The organism is Colwellia sp. C1TZA3, from assembly GCF_007954265.1.
Lineage (GTDB): Bacteria > Pseudomonadota > Gammaproteobacteria > Enterobacterales > Alteromonadaceae > Cognaticolwellia.
Genome location: NZ_VOLS01000003.1, coordinates 61,821 through 81,928 on the forward strand (window position 1 = coordinate 61,821; position 20,108 = coordinate 81,928).

The window sequence follows — 20,108 nt, forward strand, 5'->3', positions numbered from 1 at the left end:
AAATATTAACTTTATATACTTCTTTTAGTTATAATCGCGATAAATCGTTAAATATGGCGATACTCATTAAGCTTAGTAGCGCTATAGTACCAAATTTAAAACCTATTTCTTGTATTTTTTCTGGCACGGGTTTCCCCGTTAAAAGCTCGATAAAATAATAAAATAAATGTCCTCCATCTAAAACAGGTAAAGGTAAAAGGTTAATTATACCAAGGTTGATACTAATTAACGCTAAGAAGCCCAAAAAGTAGACAAAACCATAACTAGCGCTATTACCTGCACCTTGTGCAATTGATATCGGGCCACTTAAATTTTTAACTGATACGTCACCGGTAATTAACTTACCAATCATATCAAAACTTAAGGTCACTAAATTCCACGTTTTTACCACACTTTGCTCAAGTGCTGATATTGGACCATAAGCTTGTTCAAATAAATATTCTTTTGGATAGGGATCTGATATCGGCTGTACACCTAGATATCCAATGACCTTGTCTTGCTGTTTTTTTGCTTCAGGTTGTACGTTAAGAGTTAATTCTTTGCCATCTCGTAATACCCTTATTGGAACATTTTTGTTTGGATAAAGTTTAATTTGATCAGAAAACCTCTGCCACTGGCCATTAATATTTTCATCCGCAATAGCCAGTAATTCATCACCAACGGCTAATCCTGCTTTTGCTGCTGGGCTACCTGCTGCAACAACCGCTAACGTAGCTTGCACATTAGCGCGGTATGGCATAAAACCTAAGCTCGCTATCGAAGATTCTTTTTCCGGAGCAAAGGTCCAATTCTTGGTGTTTAAATTAAAATCTTGACTTGATGTTCTATCCGCGGTCTTTACCGTAAAGATGATATTACTGTCGCCTATTGCGCTCACTAAGGCTAAATTAACCGCTTGCCAGTCTAAGGTTTTCTGCCCTGAAATAGCAATTATTTCGCTATTTTTTGGGAGATTCGCTTTGCTAGCAATTGAACCAACAGTAACTTCGCCAATAATGGGCTTAACGCTTGGCACACCGATTAAGAACATTAAGTAAAAAGCGACAATCGCAAAACCAAAATTAGCAAAAGGTCCGGCAGCGATAATAGCAATGCGTTGATAAACTGACTTGGCATTAAAAGTGCGACTTATTTGCGCTGCGCTTACGTCATCAACTCGACTATCAAGCATCTTAACGTATCCACCCAATGGTATCATAGCAATAACAAATTCAGTGCCGTGGCGGTCAACTTTACGCCAAATCGCTTTGCCAAAACCAATAGAAAAACGGTCTACTTGCACACCATTTTTACGTGCAACCCAAAAATGACCGTATTCATGAACAGTAATTAAAATACCCAGTGCAACGACAAAGGACGCGAGGTTCCATATAAACTCTATCATGCTACTACTCTTTAATTGCGCTAATGTTGGCTTCAGTAATCAGTGATTGTGCAAAAATTCTAACATTTTTATCCAGAGCAACAACGTCTTCAATTGAAGTCACCTGTTCTGAGACAAATTTATTGACAGAAGTTTCATTTATTTTCGCAATATCAGTGAATTTAATTTTTTCGTTCAAAAAAGCGTCAACCGCAATTTCATTGGCAGCATTGAGTGCTGTACAGGCGCCTTGACCACTTTTACAGGCGTCAATAGCTAGTTTTAAATTGGGGTATTTTATTAAGTCAACTGCTTGAAATTCTAATGATTTTGCGGCAAAGAAATCAAAGGGTGCGACGCCAGATTCAATACGTTGCGGGAAACTTAACGCATGCGCAATCGGGGTACGCATATCAGGATTGCCCATTTGAGCAATAACAGAACCATCTTTATATTGCACCATAGAGTGAATCGTACTTTGTGGGTGCAGCACAACTTGAATGTCATCAGGGTCAAGATTAAACAGCCATTTAGCCTCAATAAACTCTAAGCCTTTATTCATCATAGTGGCTGAATCAACCGATATTTTACGGCCCATATCCCAGTTAGGATGAGCACAAGCTTGTGCAGGAGTGACCTTTTCTAACTCAGCTTTTTCCCAGGTTCTAAACGGCCCACCTGAGCCCGTTAATAATACTTTGCTTACGCCATTATCAGCTAGGTCACAATAGCCAGGCTGTTGTTGTGCACTTAAAGGTAAACACTGAAATATTGCATTATGCTCGCTATCAATCGGTAAAAGTTGTGCGCCGAATTCTTTTACCGCTTCAATAAATATGGCGCCAGAAGTCACTAAAGCTTCTTTATTAGCCAGTAGTACTTTCTTACCGGCTTTTACCGCCGCTAGTGTCGGTAATAAACCTGATGCGCCCACAATAGCAGCCATAACCGTATCAGTGGCCGGGTCTTGCGCAATGGTTTCAAGCGCACAAGAACCTGATGTTACTTCGATGTTAGTAATTTTTGCCACAATTAATTTATTAACAAGCAACTGCGCATGTTTTGTAGAGACCATAACGACTCTATTAGGGCGAAACTCCAAGCATTGGCTAAACATATCATCAACGCTTGAATAAGCCGACAGACTCACAACATTAAATTTTTCAGGATGCAGCCGCACAACATCTAACGTACTTTTACCAATAGATCCGGTGGAGCCTAAAATACACAGTTTTTGCATTTATTCTACCAACCCAAATATACGTAACATAACGCATAGATAGGTGCTGTTGCGGTTAAACTATCAATACGGTCAAGCACACCACCGTGCCCTGGCAGTATTGTACCACTGTCTTTTACACCCGCTTGACGTTTGAACATACTTTCATTTAAATCACCCAAGACAGAAATAGTGGTAATTAAAATCGTTACCGGTATAACGACACGATATTGCGCTACAGACCAATCGATAAAATAACCAGCAACTGCCACCATAATACAGGCAAAAATAACACCACCTAAGAAACCTTCTAAGGTTTTACCTGGGCTGACATTAGGTAACAATTTGCGCTTACCAATAGACTTACCAACAAAATAGGCACCAACATCGGCACTCCACACCATTAAAAACAGAAACATCAATAATTGCGCACCATGATAGCTATCAGCTTGGTAATCGCTACTTCTAAGTACCATAAAAGCCAGCCATGTAGGCACTAAAGTTAACCAGCCAAAAAGTCCACGTACGGAACGGTGACTTGACCAAAATGTACTGCAGCGTGGATATAAAAATGTTAAGCCGGCCGACAACAACCACCAGGCAACCGCTAACCATAGCACTATATTGGCTTGTTCAAGTAAAAGCTTTGGTGCTTGCCACAATTGTTCAAGCGGTAAAAAATACCATAATGTCGCTATTAATATGCTGGTAATACTAACAAAAGCTATACGATAACGTTTGCTAGCACAGCCCATCAGTGGACCCCACTCCCATGCGCCGATGGCCATAACAGCCAGCATAACCGCTGCAAAGTTAGTTAGAGATAAATAAAAAATCGCCCAAACCGCAGCAGGTGCGAGTAGTAATGCAGTGATAATTCGTTGTTTTAACAAACGATATTCCTTAATTATGCGCGGGTTTTTTTTGCTCTTTCACTTTACTTATAATAATAATCTGAAAGTTCAATAACCCTTTAGTATTTTTAGTTTTTATTAGTTACTTGTTCACCCGTTTGACCGAAACGTCGTTCTCGTTGGTCAAACACAGTAATCGCTTTTGTAAACTCTTTTTCATTAAAGTCTGGCCATAGCACATCAGTAAAATATAACTCTGCATAGGCAGCTTGCCAAAGCAAAAAGTTACTGATGCGGTAATCGCCACCTGTTCTAATTAATAAATCTAATGCAGGTAACTGCGCTAAACTTGTCTGTTCATTAAGCGCTGCTTCGGTAATATCATCAGCGGTGATCTCTTGACGTGCTACTTTTTCTGCTAATTTTTTTGCTGCATGAGTGATGTCCCAACGTCCGCCATAGTTAGCAGCAATTGATAATACCATACCGGTATTTTCAGCCGTTAAAGCTTCTGAGTCTTCGATCATTTTCTGCAATTTGCTGGAAAACTTACTCAAGTCACCGATAACATTAAATTTAATACCATTTTTATGCAATCGTTTAACTTCTCGGGTTAGAACGAACATAAACAAGTCCATTAAAACGCCGACTTCACTTTCGGGGCGTTGCCAATTTTCGCTACTAAAAGCGAACAAAGTCAAAGCCTTAACACCATTTTTTGCTGCCGTAGCCACTGAAGATCTCACCGACTCAACACCAGATTTATGCCCTGCTGCGCGCTTTTTTCCTCTTAACTGTGCCCAACGGCCATTACCATCCATAATAATAGCAACGTGCTGAGGTATTTTCGCATCTGCTGCTAGCAATGGGTTAATTTGGTTATCTGTTTTACTCACATACTCTCCATAGTAAGCTTAACGCTGAGTATTAAATTGGTCTATGCAAAAACGCCGTAGTCATTATCTACGGCGTTATGGATTAAGCAATGAAAACTTTAAATTTCCATTAATTCCTTTTCTTTAGTGCTCAAAATATCATCAACTTGTTTGATAAACGTGTCTGTTATTTTTTGCACGTCATCTTCCGCTTGATGCATTTCATCTTCGCTAATTTCTTTTTCTTTATTCAATGATTTAATATCAGTATTTGCATCACGACGGATATTACGTATCGCAACTTTACCGCCTTCTGCCTCACCACGAACAACTTTAACTAAGTCTTTACGTCGCTCTTCTGTTAACACAGGTAGAGGAATGCGAATTAGCGTACCTTGTGACGAAGGATTAAGACCTAAGTCAGACTTTAAAATCGCTTTTTCAACCGCACCAATCATACCTTTGTCAAATACGGTAATAGCTAGAGTACGTGCGTCTGGCACAGCAATATTGCCCACTTGGTTAAGCGGTGTATCCATGCCGTAATATGAAACAACAATATTATCGAGTAATGAGCGATGTGCTCGCCCGGTACGTACTTTGTTCAAACTAATTTTTAATGACTCGATACTTTTCGCCATTCTTTCTTGAGCGTCTTGTTTTATTTCGTTTATCACTATGTTATTCCTGCACTAATTAATTTAAATTTTTGGCGTGATCTATTGTTGTACCTTCATCACCACCCATAATGACAGACTTTAACGCGCCAGGTTTATTCATGTTAAACACCCGTAGCGTCATACTGTGATCACGCGCTAGCGTAAAAGCAGCTAAATCCATCACTTGCAATTCTTTTTCTAAAACGTCTTGATAGGATAAATGGCTGTATAAAGTTGCGTCTGGATTGGCAACCGGATCTTCTGAATAAATGCCATCAACCTTGGTCGCTTTTAAAACCACGTCCGCTTCAATTTCAATACCACGTAAGCAAGCAGCTGAGTCAGTGGTAAAAAACGGGTTACCTGTGCCGGCGCTAAAGATAACCACACGGCCAGATTTTAGTAAGCTAATCGCTTCAGCCCAATTGTAGCGGTCACAAACACCGGCTAAATCGATTGCTGACATTAGACGCGTATTAACAAAAGCACGATGTAAAGCGTCACGCATAGCTAAGCCATTCATAACGGTTGCCAACATGCCCATTTGGTCACCTACAACACGATTCATACCGGCTTCAGCCAAGCCTTTACCACGAAACAGATTACCACCGCCAATAACTAAGCCAACCTGAATGCCCATTTCAATTAATTCTTTTATTTCTTGCGCCATGCGATCCAATACTTTTGGATCTATGCCGAAACCTTCTTCGCCCATTAGGGCTTCACCACTAAGTTTTAAAAGAATTCGACGATACATTGGTTTGGGGTTGATGCTCATGTAATAAACATTCCTTAAGAATTTTTAAATAAAAATAGACTAGGCCTGATCGACCACGATTATTTTAATACGTTTAGCCACGGTTCGAAAGTCAAATATGAAAAAAGTCTACCGTAGAAGCTATTTATCCTTTTTCGCTGATAAAATAGTACGATATTTGAGCAAAAAACAGTGTTCATCAAAAATAGTAGACTTATTAAGGCCTGAATTACCTGCAAAATTTTGCCATAAAAAAAGCGCCAACCGGCGCTCTTTCAAGAAATATGCTTTAACTTACATTAATTCACCAGAATGAATTAAGCTTTAGCCGCAGCGATTTGTGCTTCTACTTCAGCAGCGAAATCTTCTTGTTTTCTCTCAATACCTTCACCAACTTCTAAACGAACAAAGTTAGTAACTGAAAGGCTCTTCTCAGCTAAAATAGCACCAACAGTTTTCTTAGGTTCCATGATGAAAGGTTGACCGGTTAAAGAAACTTCACCCGTAAACTTCTTCATACGACCAATAATTATTTTTTCAAGCAATTCAACAGGTTTTTTCTTGTTTTCTTCAAGAGCATCGTTTTCAGCTTTTAAAATATCTAATTGAATACGCTGTTCATTTTCGACTACGCTAGCAGGAACATTTTCAGGGTTGATGTAATCTGGCTTGCTTGCAGCAACGTGCATAGCGATGTGCTTAAGTGCTTCAGCATCACCTTCACCAGCAACAACAACACCAATAGAAGCACCATGGCTATATGAAGCTAATAAAGTGCCTTCAATATATTCTACGCGACGAACATTGATGTTTTCACCAATTTTTGTCACTAGCGTAATGCGCTTTTCTTCGAATTGAGCTTGTAACTCTTCGATAGTTGCTTTAGAAGCAACAGCCGCATCAGCAACTTCATTAGCAAAAGCTAGGAAGTTATTATCTTTTGCTACGAAATCAGTTTGGCAGTTAATTTCAACTAAAGCAGCAACGCCAGCTTCAGTTTTAATTAAGATTGTACCTTCAGCAGCGATATTACCCGCTTTTTTAGCCGCTTTCGCTTGGCCAGACTTACGCATATTTTCAATCGCAAGTTCCATATCGCCGTTAGCTTCTTGTAAAGCTTTTTTACAATCCATCATGCCCGCAGCTGTGCGTTGACGTAATTCTTTAACTTGTGCAGCAGTAATTGTCATGAAATTTTCCTCAATATAAAAATTTATCAGTGATTACCACAACAACAGGAGTTGTTGTGGTAATAAAAGCATAAAACGCTATTTAAAACTGAATTTATTCAGTTTCAACAAAACCGTCTTTTTCAGCTTGTACTGCGATGTTTTGCTCGCGACCTGAAAGTACAGCGTTAGCTGCAGAATCTAAGTATAAGGTCACAGCGCGAATCGCATCATCATTACCTGGAACGATGTAGTCAACGCCATCTGGATTTGAGTTTGTATCAACAACAGAAATTACTGGAATGCCTAAGTTGTTAGCTTCTTTAATAGAAATATGCTCGTGATCGGCATCAATGATGAATAAAACATCAGGTAAACCACCCATGTTTTTGATACCACCAAGGCTTTTCTCAAGTTTTTCCATTTCACGAGTACGCATTAAAGCTTCTTTTTTAGTAAGCGCTTCAAATGTACCGTCAGAACTTTGAGCTTCAAGATCTTTTAAACGTTTGATTGATTGACGTACTGTTTTCCAGTTAGTCAACATACCACCTAACCAACGGTGATTTACGAAGAATTGATCACATTTTATCGCTGCATCTTTTATAGCATCGCTTGCTGCGCGTTTAGTACCAACAAATAGAACTTTACCTTTCTTCGAAGAAACATTGCTTAGTACAGCAAGAGCTTCGTTGAACATTGGTACAGTTTGTTCAAGGTTGATGATATGAACTTTATCACGAGCACCAAAAATGTATGATTTCATTTTTGGGTTCCAATAACGGGTTTTGTGACCGAAATGAACACCTGCTTTAAGCATATCGCGCATAGAAACGTTTGGCATGTTTTTTCCTTTGTGGGGTTAAGCGTTCATACATCCAATATACACGACCCTTATTGCGCTTTACTTATTGTAAATTCGCTGAGCACCCCGGTATATCTTTGCTAGATGTATGTGAGTTTAGTTTTAATGTACTGAATTTTTTCAATACCCTTTTTAGCGCTGAATATATTTGAAAAAAGCAGCGAGGATGAAGACAAACATCATCGAAGATTTAGACAAACAATTTAACGGCGCACTTTATACCATATTCAAGAGCAATTAACTAGTTTTTAACTTAAAATTAAGCTTAATACTATTTTATTATGTTAAGGGCTAGGATCTTTAATACCAGCAAGTTAAAATTAAACCACTTTTTTATCAGGCTAATTAACTCATGTCATTAAACACAACAAATGCAGAACTTTTTTATATTTACGATAGTCATTGTCCTTGGAGCTATGCCTCTGCAGTATTAGTTGAAAAAGTGTTAAGTGCTTTTCCATCCATTACTTTTAGATCTATGCACATAGCTTATTACGACGGTGACAATAAAGTATCACCGATGACCCTTACAGATGTAGGCGAATTTAGTCAGGTTGTGTTTGGGGCTAACTACGTTGATACACTCAATTATACAAAAGACTCTACTTTAGCCGCTAATTTAATGGCATGGGTGCAAAGCAAATCAGCGAAATCTGCCTTTGAGTTATTAACAAAATTACAGCATGCACATTTTGTTTTGGGTAATGAATTAACCGACAAAGAAAGCGTTAGTGATATTATCGACGAACTCAAATTATCACCACCGGCGAAATGCCTACAGTCTAATAAGCTAACCAAAGATGCTGAATTTGCTATTCATGATATTATAGAGGTGCAGGAAATCATCGGTACACAAGCTATTCCAGCAATGTTACTGGCATGCAATGAGAGTTTAATCTTGTTGAATCACGACCTTTATTTAGAAAACCCTGAAGCCATAATAGAAGCGGTTAACATTGAATTAGCAAATTTATCTTAACGCTAAGTGATGACAACCTCACGTTGTCGTCAGTCTTTTTTTAAAGACATTACTTAATAAAGTAGCCTAATAAAACAGCTCACTAAACATACTTTGATGAACATAAAATATCAAAGCTGAAGTTATTTTAAGGGCCTTTATCTACTTGTTGCATTATTAATATATACGCGCTTTAGCCAGCAAATATCCGCTATTTGTCATTTAATTATTCACTCTAGCGTTTTACGATTGGGAAAAGCGAATAAAAGCAGGTAAAATCACCAATAATTATTATTTACCTATGACCTAACTTTATTAAAATACTTTATTAAGTCGGTAACTAATTTACCCTAATCACATTATTTACAGAATCACGTTTGAGGTTTTATGACAATAACGATTAAAGATCAGCAAGAAATTCAAAAAATGAAAATTGCGGGGAAACTTGCTGCAGATGTATTAGAAATGATAGAACCTCACGTTCAGGCTGGCGTAACAACCGACCAGCTAAATACCTTATGTGCTGAATATACTGACAAGGTGCAAAACGCTATTTCTGCGCCTTTAAATTATCATCATTTTCCAAAGTCCATTTGTACCTCAGTTAACCACGTGGTTTGCCACGGCATTCCTAATGACACTCCTTTGGTTGATGGCGATATTCTCAATATTGATATTACCGTAATAAAAGATGGCTATCACGGTGACACCAGTAAAATGTTTTTAATTGGTGAAACATCGGCTGAAGATAATCGCCTTTGTCGTATCACTCAAGAAGCGCTCTATATCGGTATTAAGAAAGTTAAGCCTGGCAACACTTTTGGTGAAATAGGTACAGCTATTCAAAAATTCATCAAAAAATCGGGTCGTTATTCAATAGTTAAAGAATATTGTGGCCATGGTATTGGCACAGTATTTCATGAAGAGCCACAAATTGTGCATTATAAAAATAATGACAACGAAAAAATGCAAGAAGGCATGTGCTTTACCATCGAACCTATGATTAATTTAGGTCGTGCTAATACCTTGCTCGACAAAGAAGATAAATGGACGGTATATACTTTAGATGGTAAAAAATCAGCACAATGGGAACACACGCTTGTGGTGACCAAAACTGGCTGCGAAATATTAACCTTACGTAAAGATGACACCATAGCCCGAATATTACATAATTAATAACACGATAACCTATTAACGCTATTGTAAATTAACAACTAATGGCAATATCACTAAAAACTATGAGAGCTAAATATGAGCGCTAATTGTTGAATACATCATCATTAATTCCAGAAAAATACAGTGAGGCTCTTGCCGTTAGTGCCCCTTCATTAAGCAGTGCACAAGTATGTTTACTGAGTAATGAGTTTCTTCAGTGGCAAAAAGAGCAGTTTCCCATTAGTGAAGTTACCTCGCTTGTCGCCGCAAGGGCCTTTTATGTTGATTTGATTTTAACTAAGCTTTGGTGTCAACATCATTTGGATGAATTTCAAATTAGTTTGGTTGCTGTTGGCGGTTATGGTCGTAAAGAGCTTCATCCCTATTCAGATGTTGATATTCTATTAATTACCAAAAATGTCATAGCAGATGACCTAGCCGAAAAAATATCAGCTTTTATTACCCAGCTTTGGGATGTAAAACTGGATTTAGGCCATAGTGTTCGCAGCATAAAAGAATGCCTGAACCAAGCAATTGACGACGTTACCATCGCGACCAACCTGATGGAATTACGACAAATTTGCGGTAATAAAGCCTTGGTATCTCAATTACAGCCCTTGTTGATTGAAGATATATTCTGGACCTCTGAAAAGTTCTTTATTGCTAAGCGCAATGAACAATATCAACGCCATCAACAATACCATGGTGCCTCTTATACGCTTGAACCTAATTTAAAAGCTAACCCTGGTGGTTTACGTGATATTCAAACCATTGGCTGGGTGGCCAAACGCCATTTTATGGCGGATACGCTTGAACAACTGATTGACCATCACTACCTCACCACGAATGAATTTTTTGAACTACTTGAGTGTCAAGATTATTTATGGCGTATGCGCTGTGCATTACACTTTATCGCTGGCCGTAATGAAAACCGCTTACTGTTTGACTATCAGGCCGACGTTGCCGAGTTAATGGGTTTTGGCGATGGTGGTAAGCTGGCTATCGAACGGATGATGAAGCGATTTTTCCGCATTATCTCGCGTGTTTCAGAGTTAAATGGCATGCTATTGCAGCATTTTGAATATGCTATTTTAAACGAAAAAAAGCACAGTAAAAAAATAATCCTTAATGATGACTTCGTCATTATCGATGGTAAAATCAAGGTCTGTAATAAGCGGGTTTTTACCCGTTCAACCATGATCATGGAAATGTTTTTACTGATTGCTCAACATAAAGAAATTACCGACTTACATCCTGAAACTTTACGCTTAATGCGTAATGCTCGACGGCGCTTAGTATCAGGTATGATTGACTATGCCCGCTGCCGCGAAATATTTATCGCCTTAATAAAACACCCTCGCGGTTTAGGTTTAGCGTTTACGCTTATGCACCGCCATTCAATTATTGGTGCTTACTTACCGCTGTGGCGCAATATTGTTGGCCAAATGCAGTTTGATTTATTTCATGCCTACTCTGTTGACGAGCATAGTTTTCGTTTATTGAAAAATTTGTATCGTTTTAGCCAAGTAAAACATAATCATCAATACCCCTTATGCAGCAAAATTGTTCAACGTGTACGTAAACCTGAGCTATTATATCTTGCCGGTATATTTCATGACATTGCGAAAGGTCGTGGTGGTGATCATGCAAAACTTGGTGCGATTGACGCATTAAACTTTGCTAAAATCCACAAACTAGGTGATCACGATGGTCGAATGATCGCTTGGTTAGTAGAAAAGCATTTATTAATGTCAGTGACTGCTCAACGCAGAGATATATCTGATCCTGAGGTAATTAAGACTTTTGGCGCGATTGTACGAGACGAAGCTCACCTAGACTATTTATATTGTTTAACTGTCGCTGACATGCGTGCCACCAACGAAAGTTTATGGAATAGTTGGAAAGCTAATTTACTGGAAGATTTATATTATAGTACTAAACGAGCCTTTAGACGTGGTCTTGAAAAACCAGTAGATTTAAGAGCAAAAATTAGAGAGAATCAGCAACAAGCGATTGAAATTTTAAAAGTAGAATCACTCGATCAAGTCAGCTTAAAGCAGTTATGGAAAGAGTTTAAAGCCGATTACTTTTTGCGCTATTCACCTGAACAAATTGCTTGGCATTCTAAGCATATTTTGTCGCACAACAAAGTTAAGCCACTGGTTATTATTAGTCCAAAACCTTATCGTGGCGGTACAGAGGTGTTTGTTTATACCAAAGATAAACCTAATATATTTTTCAATATTGTCTCGTTGCTTGGTGCAAAAAAACTCTCTATTCATGATGCTAAAATCACCACCAATAAATCTGGCTTCACTGCCAACACCTTTGTAGTGTTGGATAATCGCAATAAAGCTATCAATGATAGTGCTAGATCCCTAAGCATAGCGCGTTCATTAAGCATTAAACTAGCGTCAAAAGAAATACGTATTAAGCCTAAGCCTTTGGCGAAGCGCTTTCGCCAATTTAAAGTACCAACTCATGTCAGTTTTATAGACGGTACGGCAAGAAATCGCACAATATTAGAAATAGTCGCTTTAGATCACCCTGGCTTATTAGCTAATATTGCCACGATTTTTCAAAAATGTAACATACAAATACATTCAGCTAAAATCACTACCTTTGGCGAAAAAGCTGAGGATGTTTTTACCATTTCAAATAATGACAATCAAATACTAACCGCAGAGCAAAAAAACACATTAGAAGCTATGCTTTGCGCTGATAGTCACCGATAAACTTTATCCAATTAATCTTAGGAATTTTTGATGTTAGCATTACAAACAATTATTGAACAAGCGTTCGAAGAACGTATGAATATTACGCCTGCCAGTGTATCTTCTGAGGTAAAAAAAGCGGTATTAGATGCACTAGCGGCATTAAATAATGGTTCAGCACGCGTTGCAGAAAAAATTGCCGATGAATGGGTTGTACACCAATGGCTAAAAAAAGCGGTGTTGCTTTCATTTAGAATTTGGGATAACGAAGTTATAGACGGCGCAGAAAGCACCTTTTTTGATAAAGTTCCGATGAAGTATACTGATTACACCCATGAAGATTTTGTTGCTGATGGTGTCAGAGTTGTACCTGGAGCTTCAGTGCGTACCGGTAGTTATATTGGCAAAAATGTGGTGGTCATGCCAAGCTTTGTTAACATTGGTGCCTATGTCGATGAAGGCTGTATGGTAGACGCTTGGGCGACGGTTGGCTCTTGTGCACAGATTGGCAAAAACGTACATTTATCTGGCGGCGTTGGTATTGGTGGCGTACTTGAACCACTACAGGCAGGACCAACCATCATTGAAGACAATTGCTTTATTGGTGCTCGCTCAGAAATTGTAGAAGGCGTTGTGGTTGAAGAAGGTGCAGTTATTTCAATGGGCGTTTATATCGGTCAAAGTACGCGTATTTATGACCGAGAAACTGGTGAAGTGCACTACGGTCGAGTACCAGCGGGCTCAGTTGTGGTACCCGGTAACCTACCATCAAAATGTGGTACCTATAGCTTATATGCAGCGATAATTGTTAAAAAAGTTGATGCAAAAACACGTGCTAAAGTAGGTATTAATGCCTTACTTCGCTCGGTATCTGAAGAGTAATTTTCTGCTTTAATTTTTAACCTTAACTTGTGTAGTGTCGTTAAGTACTCTACACAAATTTAATCTAAATATTATACTGTTTAAATAAATGCTATTTTTAACATATTGATTCTAAAATATATTTACCAAATAAACTTTCTAAAACGCCCTCACCATAATAAAACCAATATTATTAAATAAACTTTTAAATTAAAAAATTCATCAATAGATCAACACATTAAAGAGTCAGGCAAAAAAGTCAGATAATTTAGCCTCTCAAAATTAGGATTGGTTTAACCTTTGTTGCTATAACTTTTACAACGATAACCTTTGCAATGATGAAGCTAAGTACACTTATACCAATCCCATTAAGTTATTGCTCACTTGTACTAGTTAAAATAGCTCAATGCTGTGTTGCTCTCACTCCCAATAGCCAGCTATTGCTCAATCGAGCGCCTTACCTTGAGTTATTTTTCCTGCGCACAACAAGATCACAAACTTAATGGAACGGGTATTAGTTATCACCAACACTATGAAAAAATCACTACTAAAAACAGATGCAAAAGGCTCTTATACCAATCCCATTAAGTTATTGCTCACTTGTACTAGTTAAAATAGCTCAAGGCTGTGTTGCTCTCACTCCCAATAGCCAGCTATTGCTCAATCGAGCGCCTTACCTTGAGTTATTTTTCCTGCGCACAACAAGATCACAAACTTAATGGAACGGGTATTAGACAACGAGTCTATTAAACCTATTCCTGGTAATACCTAGCGGATTGTAGGCAGCAAATCAGCCCGAATAACCACAAAAAAACAACAGGTTTTATTGGTTATGATTAAATAAAAACTGCACACTCCCTCACTTAGTAGAGACAAACTCTTTCACTGAATCATTGAATTAATTCACCTGAGATAAAATCAATATTGCCTTATGCTAAATTTATAGCTGAATTGTTTTTTTTAATGGTAAGACTACAAGCATATGTTAAGCTTGGTAAAATTTATAGCAAACATATCTTAGAAGCTGGTTATAAAAAGGTTTTATTGTCAAATCGCCGTAACAGCAAAGTCTACAGAAAACTTACCCATAGGATCAATTGATGAGATTTTTAAATACCCTTTCTATCCGATCTAAACTGGTGGTTGCCATGTTAATGGCCGTTGTCATATCTACTAGCATTGTTGGGTTTGTCGGTCATTCAAAAGCTAAAGAGCTACTCATTTCTCGACTACAACATTCCGATTTACCAAACCTTCTGCTGCGCGTTCGCAATGCTGTGGATGGAGAAATTTCGGAAATGAAAGTGCTAACAAAATCAATTGCAACAAACCCGTTTTTGCTGGATTGGATAAAGTCTGGTGCGAGTGCAGAAAATGATGCTAACGTTATAAAAATGCTAGATAAGATAGCTAAAGATAACAATTTGAGTAATGCATCCTTTGCCGATCGAAAAACAGCTAAATATTGGAACCAAGATGGGTTTCTTCGTGTACTTAAAAATGACAATCTTGATGGTTGGTTTTTTGAGTTCACTAATGGCAACAAAGAAGAGTCAGCGAGTACTTACGCATACCCTAATGGTAATGTCGATGTGTTTATCAACTATCAACAGCTTGATGGGCGAGGTATATCAGGATTATCAAAGTCATTTAATGACATGGTCAGTTACTTAAACAGCTTTAAAATTGAAGAATCTGGCTTTGTTTATCTTGTTGATAATTCAGGATTAGTAAAAATCCATCAAGATAAGGAAAAAAGTGATAAAACAAAACTAACTGATCTTTATAATAATATAAACCCTCAAATCCTTTTATCCGAAAAAGAGTTCGCATTCCAAGAAACCGAAAACTTAATCATTGCAACAAGCTATATCTCAAGCCTTGGCTGGTATGTGGTGGCAGAAGTGCCAAAAGCTGAACTTTACTTAGCGTTAAACGAATCTCGAAATTATATGCTTATATGGTTTGGTATTATTGTTGTTGTGTTTATTTTTATCAGTATCATTTTAGCAAAGAGCTTAACCAAACCTATTAATGATCTTGCAGGAGTATTCAAAGAGTTGGGTGATGGAGAAGGCGATCTTAGTTACCGACTAAGTGAGAGCGGCAGTGATGAAGTATCGCGTTTGGCTCATGGCTTTAACACCTTTATCAATAAAATACACTCTGTGGTTAATGATGTCTCTACAACATCGAAAGATGTTCGCCAAGCAGCTATCAAAGTTTCCCAAGATGCAGAGCGGTCAAGATTAGATGCCGAGAGTCAGCGTGATATTGCAACACAAGTTGCAACAGCCATTAGTCAAATGGGTTCAACCATCACCGAAATTGCCGCAAATGCGGCGCATGCAGCAGACTCAACAAGTGAAGCAACAACTCAAGCTAAGAATGCACAAATTGTTGTTAAAGATTCTACTGAAAATATTTATCAGATGGCACAGAAGATGGAGTCAGTATCGACTACCATTGAATCATTAGCTAATAAGAGCACGTCAATTGGTAGTGTTCTCGACGTTATTCGTGCTATTTCGGAGCAAACAAATTTGCTTGCCTTAAATGCTGCTATTGAGGCAGCTCGTGCTGGTGAACAAGGTCGTGGTTTTGCTGTTGTAGCTGATGAAGTACGAAACTTAGCGAAGCGCACTAGTGAGGCAACAGATGAAATCAATAAAATGATTAACCTGCTGCAAGCGGAGTCTAAACGAGCGGTAGATGGTATAAGAGAAAGTAAAGAGACAGCTGAAATTGGGGTAACTGATGCTCAGCAGACCACAGAGGCACTTAATGAAATTGTTGTAAATATTCAACAAGTTTCAGATCTAAATACTCAGGTTGCCACAGCAACAGAGGAGCAAGCGGCTGTCGTTGGTGAAATTAATACTCATGTGCATGCGATTAGTGATAGTACAGAAAATAGTGCACAAATATCAACCCGTATAGCCTCTTCAAGTGAGTCGCTAACAGCAATAGCAATGAACCTAGATAGCTTAGTAGAACGGTTTAAAGTGTGAGAAAAAGTTTAATTACTAGTCGCAATATATAAGCGGAATATAAAAATTAGGGGAACTAACCATCTATATTGTTATAGAACCGTTAGCGCCAGAGAATATATCGATTAATACCAATTTGATTAATTAAGTGTTCTACTTTTTCATGAGGAAAAATGGATAAATACAAGGCATAAAATTTAATAAGTAGTTATTCACCTTATAAATTTTATAACGCTGTAGTTATTCATTTTAACCATTAAAAATGAGCAGGTAATTAATCAACTTGGTATAATGCCCATTATCATTGATGATAGTGGGCATTAACGTGACCTAATTAGGCTAAATATTGCAAGACAAAGGCTAAGCCATTGAAATTAACATACCCGTGATTACTTAGTTTCAAACAAATAATACATCACAACTTTCAACGCTAGACTTTACCATTCAAAAGCATTAAATATTTGCTGCCATTGTTCATCAAACTCAGCTTCAATTAGCATCTCTAATCCTGTAATAGGGTGAGTAAACTCCACCTGTTTAGCAATTAACATTAGCCGCTTAAAGCCAAAGTGTTCACCAAAAAATGGGTTCTGCTTATTGTCACCATAGTTTATATCACCAATGATAGGGTGGCGTAAGTGAGCCAAATGTCGACGAATTTGGTGACGGCGTCCAGTATGGGGCTGACATTTAATTAACGAGTATCGTACGCTTGTATACTTGCCTAATGGTAGCTGCAATGAAGCGATAGCTACTGATTTATAAAATGTTTCTGCACTTTGCGCTTCCTTATCACGACTAACATTTTTATCGCCTAAATCATCAAGTTTTTCTTTTAATGGGTGATCAATAACACCTTCATTTAACAAATGTCCGCGCGTTAAGGCAAAATAAGTTTTATTTATCTTTCTTTCACTAAATGCTTGCCCCATTAAGCGAGCGACATCTTGCGTTAAAGCAAATAATAAAACACCTGAGGTTGGCCTATCAAGTCGATGTAATGGGTAAACATACTGGCCAATTTGATCACGAATAAGCTGTAAGGCAAAGTAAATTTCATCTTTGTCCATAAAACTTCGATGGACAAAGAGTCCCGGGGGTTTATCAACAGCCACAAGATATTCATCTTGATATAAAATTTTTAATAGTGGTTTATCAACAATTACCCTACCGGCACTTTTAATGGTCATGTTAATTAATTATTCTCTCTCACATTAACTTATACCAATCCCATTAAGTTATTGCTCACTTGTACTAGTTAAAATAGCTCAAGGCTGTGTTGCTCTCACTCCCAATAGCCAGCTATTGCTCAATCGAGCGCCTTACCTTGAGTTATTTTTTCTGCGCACAACAAGATCACAAACTTAATGGAACTGGTATTATATTGTCCAAGACAATCTGGTCGATACTTTACTGGCCAAATCATCAATATTGATTGTCACTATATTATTGTTATTAATGGCTCTATAAAAATAGTACTTGGACGATTTAACTGTCAAAATACTATTTTATCCTGTTAAATTTAATACTAGCTTTAATAACTCCACAGCACAGCTACTTTAAGTGCTAAATATAAATTGTGCAGTAAAAACTTTATTGATAAAGGCTAATAATCGCTACCATTACCCAAAATAACAGGATAAAGATTAACGGTGGAGTTAAAGCGGCGATATCTCTATAATGTTAAGCTATAACAACGCCTAGGCACTTATCTAAAATTTTAATAGCGACAGTAGATTCTATGAGCATAACTTCGGACACTATTTCTTCAATTTCAGCATTACTAAACTTATCAGATTCTCAATATTGTATTTACGACATCGGTCGTCGCGTAGATAAAATATCAATAGAGCAGTTTGACAAAATTGAAGCGGCACAAATGCCCTACCCCTTTCCAATCCAAGGTCATGCACTAATTGCCATTGCATTTTGGCAAAAGCAATCTACCAGTTCCTACTTATGGTTTGTCAAACTACCATTAGATGAACGAGGTTTACTAAATCAAGGCGCTCGGAATCATTTTATTGCCATTATTATTGAAGCCTTAGGTGAAAACCTTACGGTGAATCCCACTGAGCAACAAGAAGCGTTATTGAAAAAAAATCCTTACCACTTTACACCAGCCCAATATAAATTAGCTGCGATAAATAGCGTTGTCTCAACATCTCTTGAACAAGCCGCTAGTAAGTTTTATGCACCTGCACAACGTTACTTATCAGGCGTCAACGGATGGGAAGCTTGGCAAGATGTTGGCGTGCAAGGTTTATCTGACTTTGCCTTTCGACTCAACGAAGCTAACAATAGTGAAGTTTTAACAAATGCCTTAAATTCTTTGCCTGAACAAGTGCTTGTACCCTTATGTTCTGCGCTAGAAAACGTTAGCTTACCTGCTGACGTTATTAAGCAAATAACGCTACGCTTTCAACAAGCGCAAACCAATAACAACCAAATTGTCACCATCGCGTTGTTACGTGCGCTTGCATCGAGTACACAGCACCCTGATAGTAAAAGCTTTCTAAGCACTTTAATGACCAATACCGCTTTAGATGAAGACACACTAATTATTATTGCCGGTCGTTTATGGCCAATATTAAGTACAGAAAAAACCCTTTTTATCTACTTAGAGCATTTAATAAAAGATAATGATAACGCCTTATTTTCGGCAATATTTAAAGATTTAGTTGCAATACCCATGATACGCCCCGTACTATTGCAAGCTATTCGTTCACCAAAGCGCAGCCCTGATTTGGCCCAAGCCATTGGCATGCTTTTTAAACTGTAGGCATTCTCATGGAAAATATTTACTATTTACTTTTTATAGGCTTAGTTTTTTGGTATTTCGTGTATTTACGAAAAGTTGCTGAATATGCTCGTTCTCATATTGATAAATATTGTCAACAAGAAAATTTGCAATTTTTAGCGATAGCGCGTTTATCGAGTCGATTTAGATTTTCTAAACGTTTGGGGCCACATTGGCTGAGTAGTTTTGATTTTGAGTTTAGTGGTGATGGTGAGTCTACCTACCATGGTACGATGACATTGCGAGGTTATAAACTTGATCATATCGACACCCCCCCTTACCGCGTTAATTAGTACAATGCTGAGTAAATAAGTAGATAAAAGAAAAGCGAGCTTAAGTCGCTTTTTTGATTTAACTAGTTATTCCATTAGCACATTATCCATAGAGGGTCTGCTCACTACATGAATAACCTACGTGTCCTGCAAAGTATCCATATTGACCTAAATTAAATAACCCAATACTCTCTTGGAAAATCTCTACTATCAGTGCCACCTAATTGTATTTAGCTAAGCCACTCAATTAAATTTAACCGTGCCACAAGATATTTCGATCTTATTGAGTATATTCTAATACTGCTAAGGCACACTTTTGCAATTTTTTAATGACAAAACCATCAATTTCTAAGGTCAGCTTAGCCACCATAGCCGACACTCAACGTTCAATTTATAACGCTAACTCATTGCGTATAAAAAGCGTTAGCTCTTGTTTTTTTTTTAGGTCAACTGATCGCTAAAACAAGACACTGATGCTGAACTTAAATGGCTAATTTTTTCTTGCTAGAGCTAGCTCAATCTAATGTCAGCTTTCTGCAAGGATAGTTGACATTAGCATATATACTCTAAGGCGCTTTCGCCCCCATAGTGCCATAG

16 protein-coding genes are annotated in these 20,108 nt (G+C 37.8%); 7 read left to right on the forward strand and 9 right to left on the reverse strand.

The window, feature by feature from the left end:
• Positions 1-28: 28 nt before the first annotated feature.
• From rseP to rpsB, 8 genes are all read right to left on the reverse strand, one after another.
• A complete protein-coding gene (gene rseP, locus ESZ39_RS01775) occupies positions 29-1,384 on the reverse strand; it encodes a sigma E protease regulator RseP (RefSeq protein WP_146878079.1) in 1,356 nt (451 codons plus the stop codon).
• Between the two features lie 4 nt (positions 1,385-1,388).
• Positions 1,389-2,603, reverse strand: coding sequence for a 1-deoxy-D-xylulose-5-phosphate reductoisomerase (gene ispC, locus ESZ39_RS01780; protein ID WP_146878080.1), 1,215 nt, complete (start codon positions 2,601-2,603; stop codon positions 1,389-1,391).
• 5 nt (positions 2,604-2,608) lie between these two features.
• Positions 2,609-3,475 (reverse strand): phosphatidate cytidylyltransferase, encoded by an 867-nt coding sequence (locus tag ESZ39_RS01785; protein WP_146878081.1) that lies wholly within the window; start codon positions 3,473-3,475, stop codon positions 2,609-2,611.
• Positions 3,476-3,564: 89 nt separating this feature from the next.
• Positions 3,565-4,332, reverse strand: a complete 768-nt coding sequence (gene uppS, locus ESZ39_RS01790; RefSeq protein WP_146878082.1) for a polyprenyl diphosphate synthase — start codon at positions 4,330-4,332, stop codon at positions 3,565-3,567.
• 98 nt (positions 4,333-4,430) lie between these two features.
• Positions 4,431-4,988 (reverse strand): ribosome recycling factor, encoded by a 558-nt coding sequence (frr, locus tag ESZ39_RS01795; protein ID WP_146878083.1) that lies wholly within the window; start codon positions 4,986-4,988, stop codon positions 4,431-4,433.
• A gap of 19 nt (positions 4,989-5,007) precedes the next feature.
• The gene (gene pyrH / locus ESZ39_RS01800; RefSeq protein WP_146878084.1) at positions 5,008-5,748 is read right to left on the reverse strand and encodes a UMP kinase; all 741 of its coding nucleotides are present in this window, start codon (positions 5,746-5,748) and stop codon (positions 5,008-5,010) included.
• A 296-nt stretch (positions 5,749-6,044) separates the two neighbouring features.
• Positions 6,045-6,917 (reverse strand): translation elongation factor Ts, encoded by an 873-nt coding sequence (gene tsf / locus ESZ39_RS01805; RefSeq protein ID WP_146878085.1) that lies wholly within the window; start codon positions 6,915-6,917, stop codon positions 6,045-6,047.
• Positions 6,918-7,011: 94 nt separating this feature from the next.
• A complete protein-coding gene (gene rpsB / locus ESZ39_RS01810; RefSeq protein ID WP_146878086.1) occupies positions 7,012-7,740 on the reverse strand; it encodes a 30S ribosomal protein S2 in 729 nt (242 codons plus the stop codon).
• A gap of 373 nt (positions 7,741-8,113) precedes the next feature.
• On the opposite strand from rpsB, the gene ESZ39_RS01815 reads away from it, so the two are divergent.
• From ESZ39_RS01815 to ESZ39_RS01835, 5 genes are all read left to right on the forward strand, one after another.
• Complete coding sequence (locus ESZ39_RS01815) at positions 8,114-8,740, forward strand: hypothetical protein (RefSeq protein WP_146878087.1); 627 nt, start codon at positions 8,114-8,116, stop codon at positions 8,738-8,740.
• Between the two features lie 366 nt (positions 8,741-9,106).
• The gene (gene map, locus ESZ39_RS01820; protein WP_146878088.1) at positions 9,107-9,895 is read left to right on the forward strand and encodes a type I methionyl aminopeptidase; all 789 of its coding nucleotides are present in this window, start codon (positions 9,107-9,109) and stop codon (positions 9,893-9,895) included.
• An 86-nt stretch (positions 9,896-9,981) separates the two neighbouring features.
• Positions 9,982-12,609, forward strand: a complete 2,628-nt coding sequence (glnD, locus tag ESZ39_RS01825; RefSeq protein WP_146878089.1) for a [protein-PII] uridylyltransferase — start codon at positions 9,982-9,984, stop codon at positions 12,607-12,609.
• A 30-nt stretch (positions 12,610-12,639) separates the two neighbouring features.
• Positions 12,640-13,470 (forward strand): 2,3,4,5-tetrahydropyridine-2,6-dicarboxylate N-succinyltransferase, encoded by an 831-nt coding sequence (gene dapD / locus ESZ39_RS01830; RefSeq protein WP_146878090.1) that lies wholly within the window; start codon positions 12,640-12,642, stop codon positions 13,468-13,470.
• A gap of 1,079 nt (positions 13,471-14,549) precedes the next feature.
• On the forward strand, positions 14,550-16,460 hold the full coding sequence (locus ESZ39_RS01835) for a methyl-accepting chemotaxis protein (protein ID WP_146878091.1): 1,911 nt from the start codon (positions 14,550-14,552) through the stop codon (positions 16,458-16,460).
• A gap of 416 nt (positions 16,461-16,876) precedes the next feature.
• Here the strand turns inward: ESZ39_RS01835 and truC are convergent, their stop codons facing one another.
• Entirely contained in the window at positions 16,877-17,629 is a 753-nt protein-coding gene (gene truC / locus ESZ39_RS01840) for a tRNA pseudouridine(65) synthase TruC (RefSeq protein ID WP_146878092.1), read from the reverse strand.
• 551 nt (positions 17,630-18,180) lie between these two features.
• On the opposite strand from truC, the gene ESZ39_RS01845 reads away from it, so the two are divergent.
• Both ESZ39_RS01845 and ESZ39_RS01850 read left to right on the forward strand, forming a co-directional pair.
• A complete protein-coding gene (locus ESZ39_RS01845) occupies positions 18,181-19,221 on the forward strand; it encodes a DUF3549 family protein (protein ID WP_146878093.1) in 1,041 nt (346 codons plus the stop codon).
• Between the two features lie 8 nt (positions 19,222-19,229).
• Positions 19,230-19,532: a DUF3301 domain-containing protein gene (locus tag ESZ39_RS01850; protein ID WP_146878094.1), complete on the forward strand. Its 303-nt coding sequence runs from the start codon at positions 19,230-19,232 to the stop codon at positions 19,530-19,532.
• Positions 19,533-20,108: the final 576 nt, after the last annotated feature.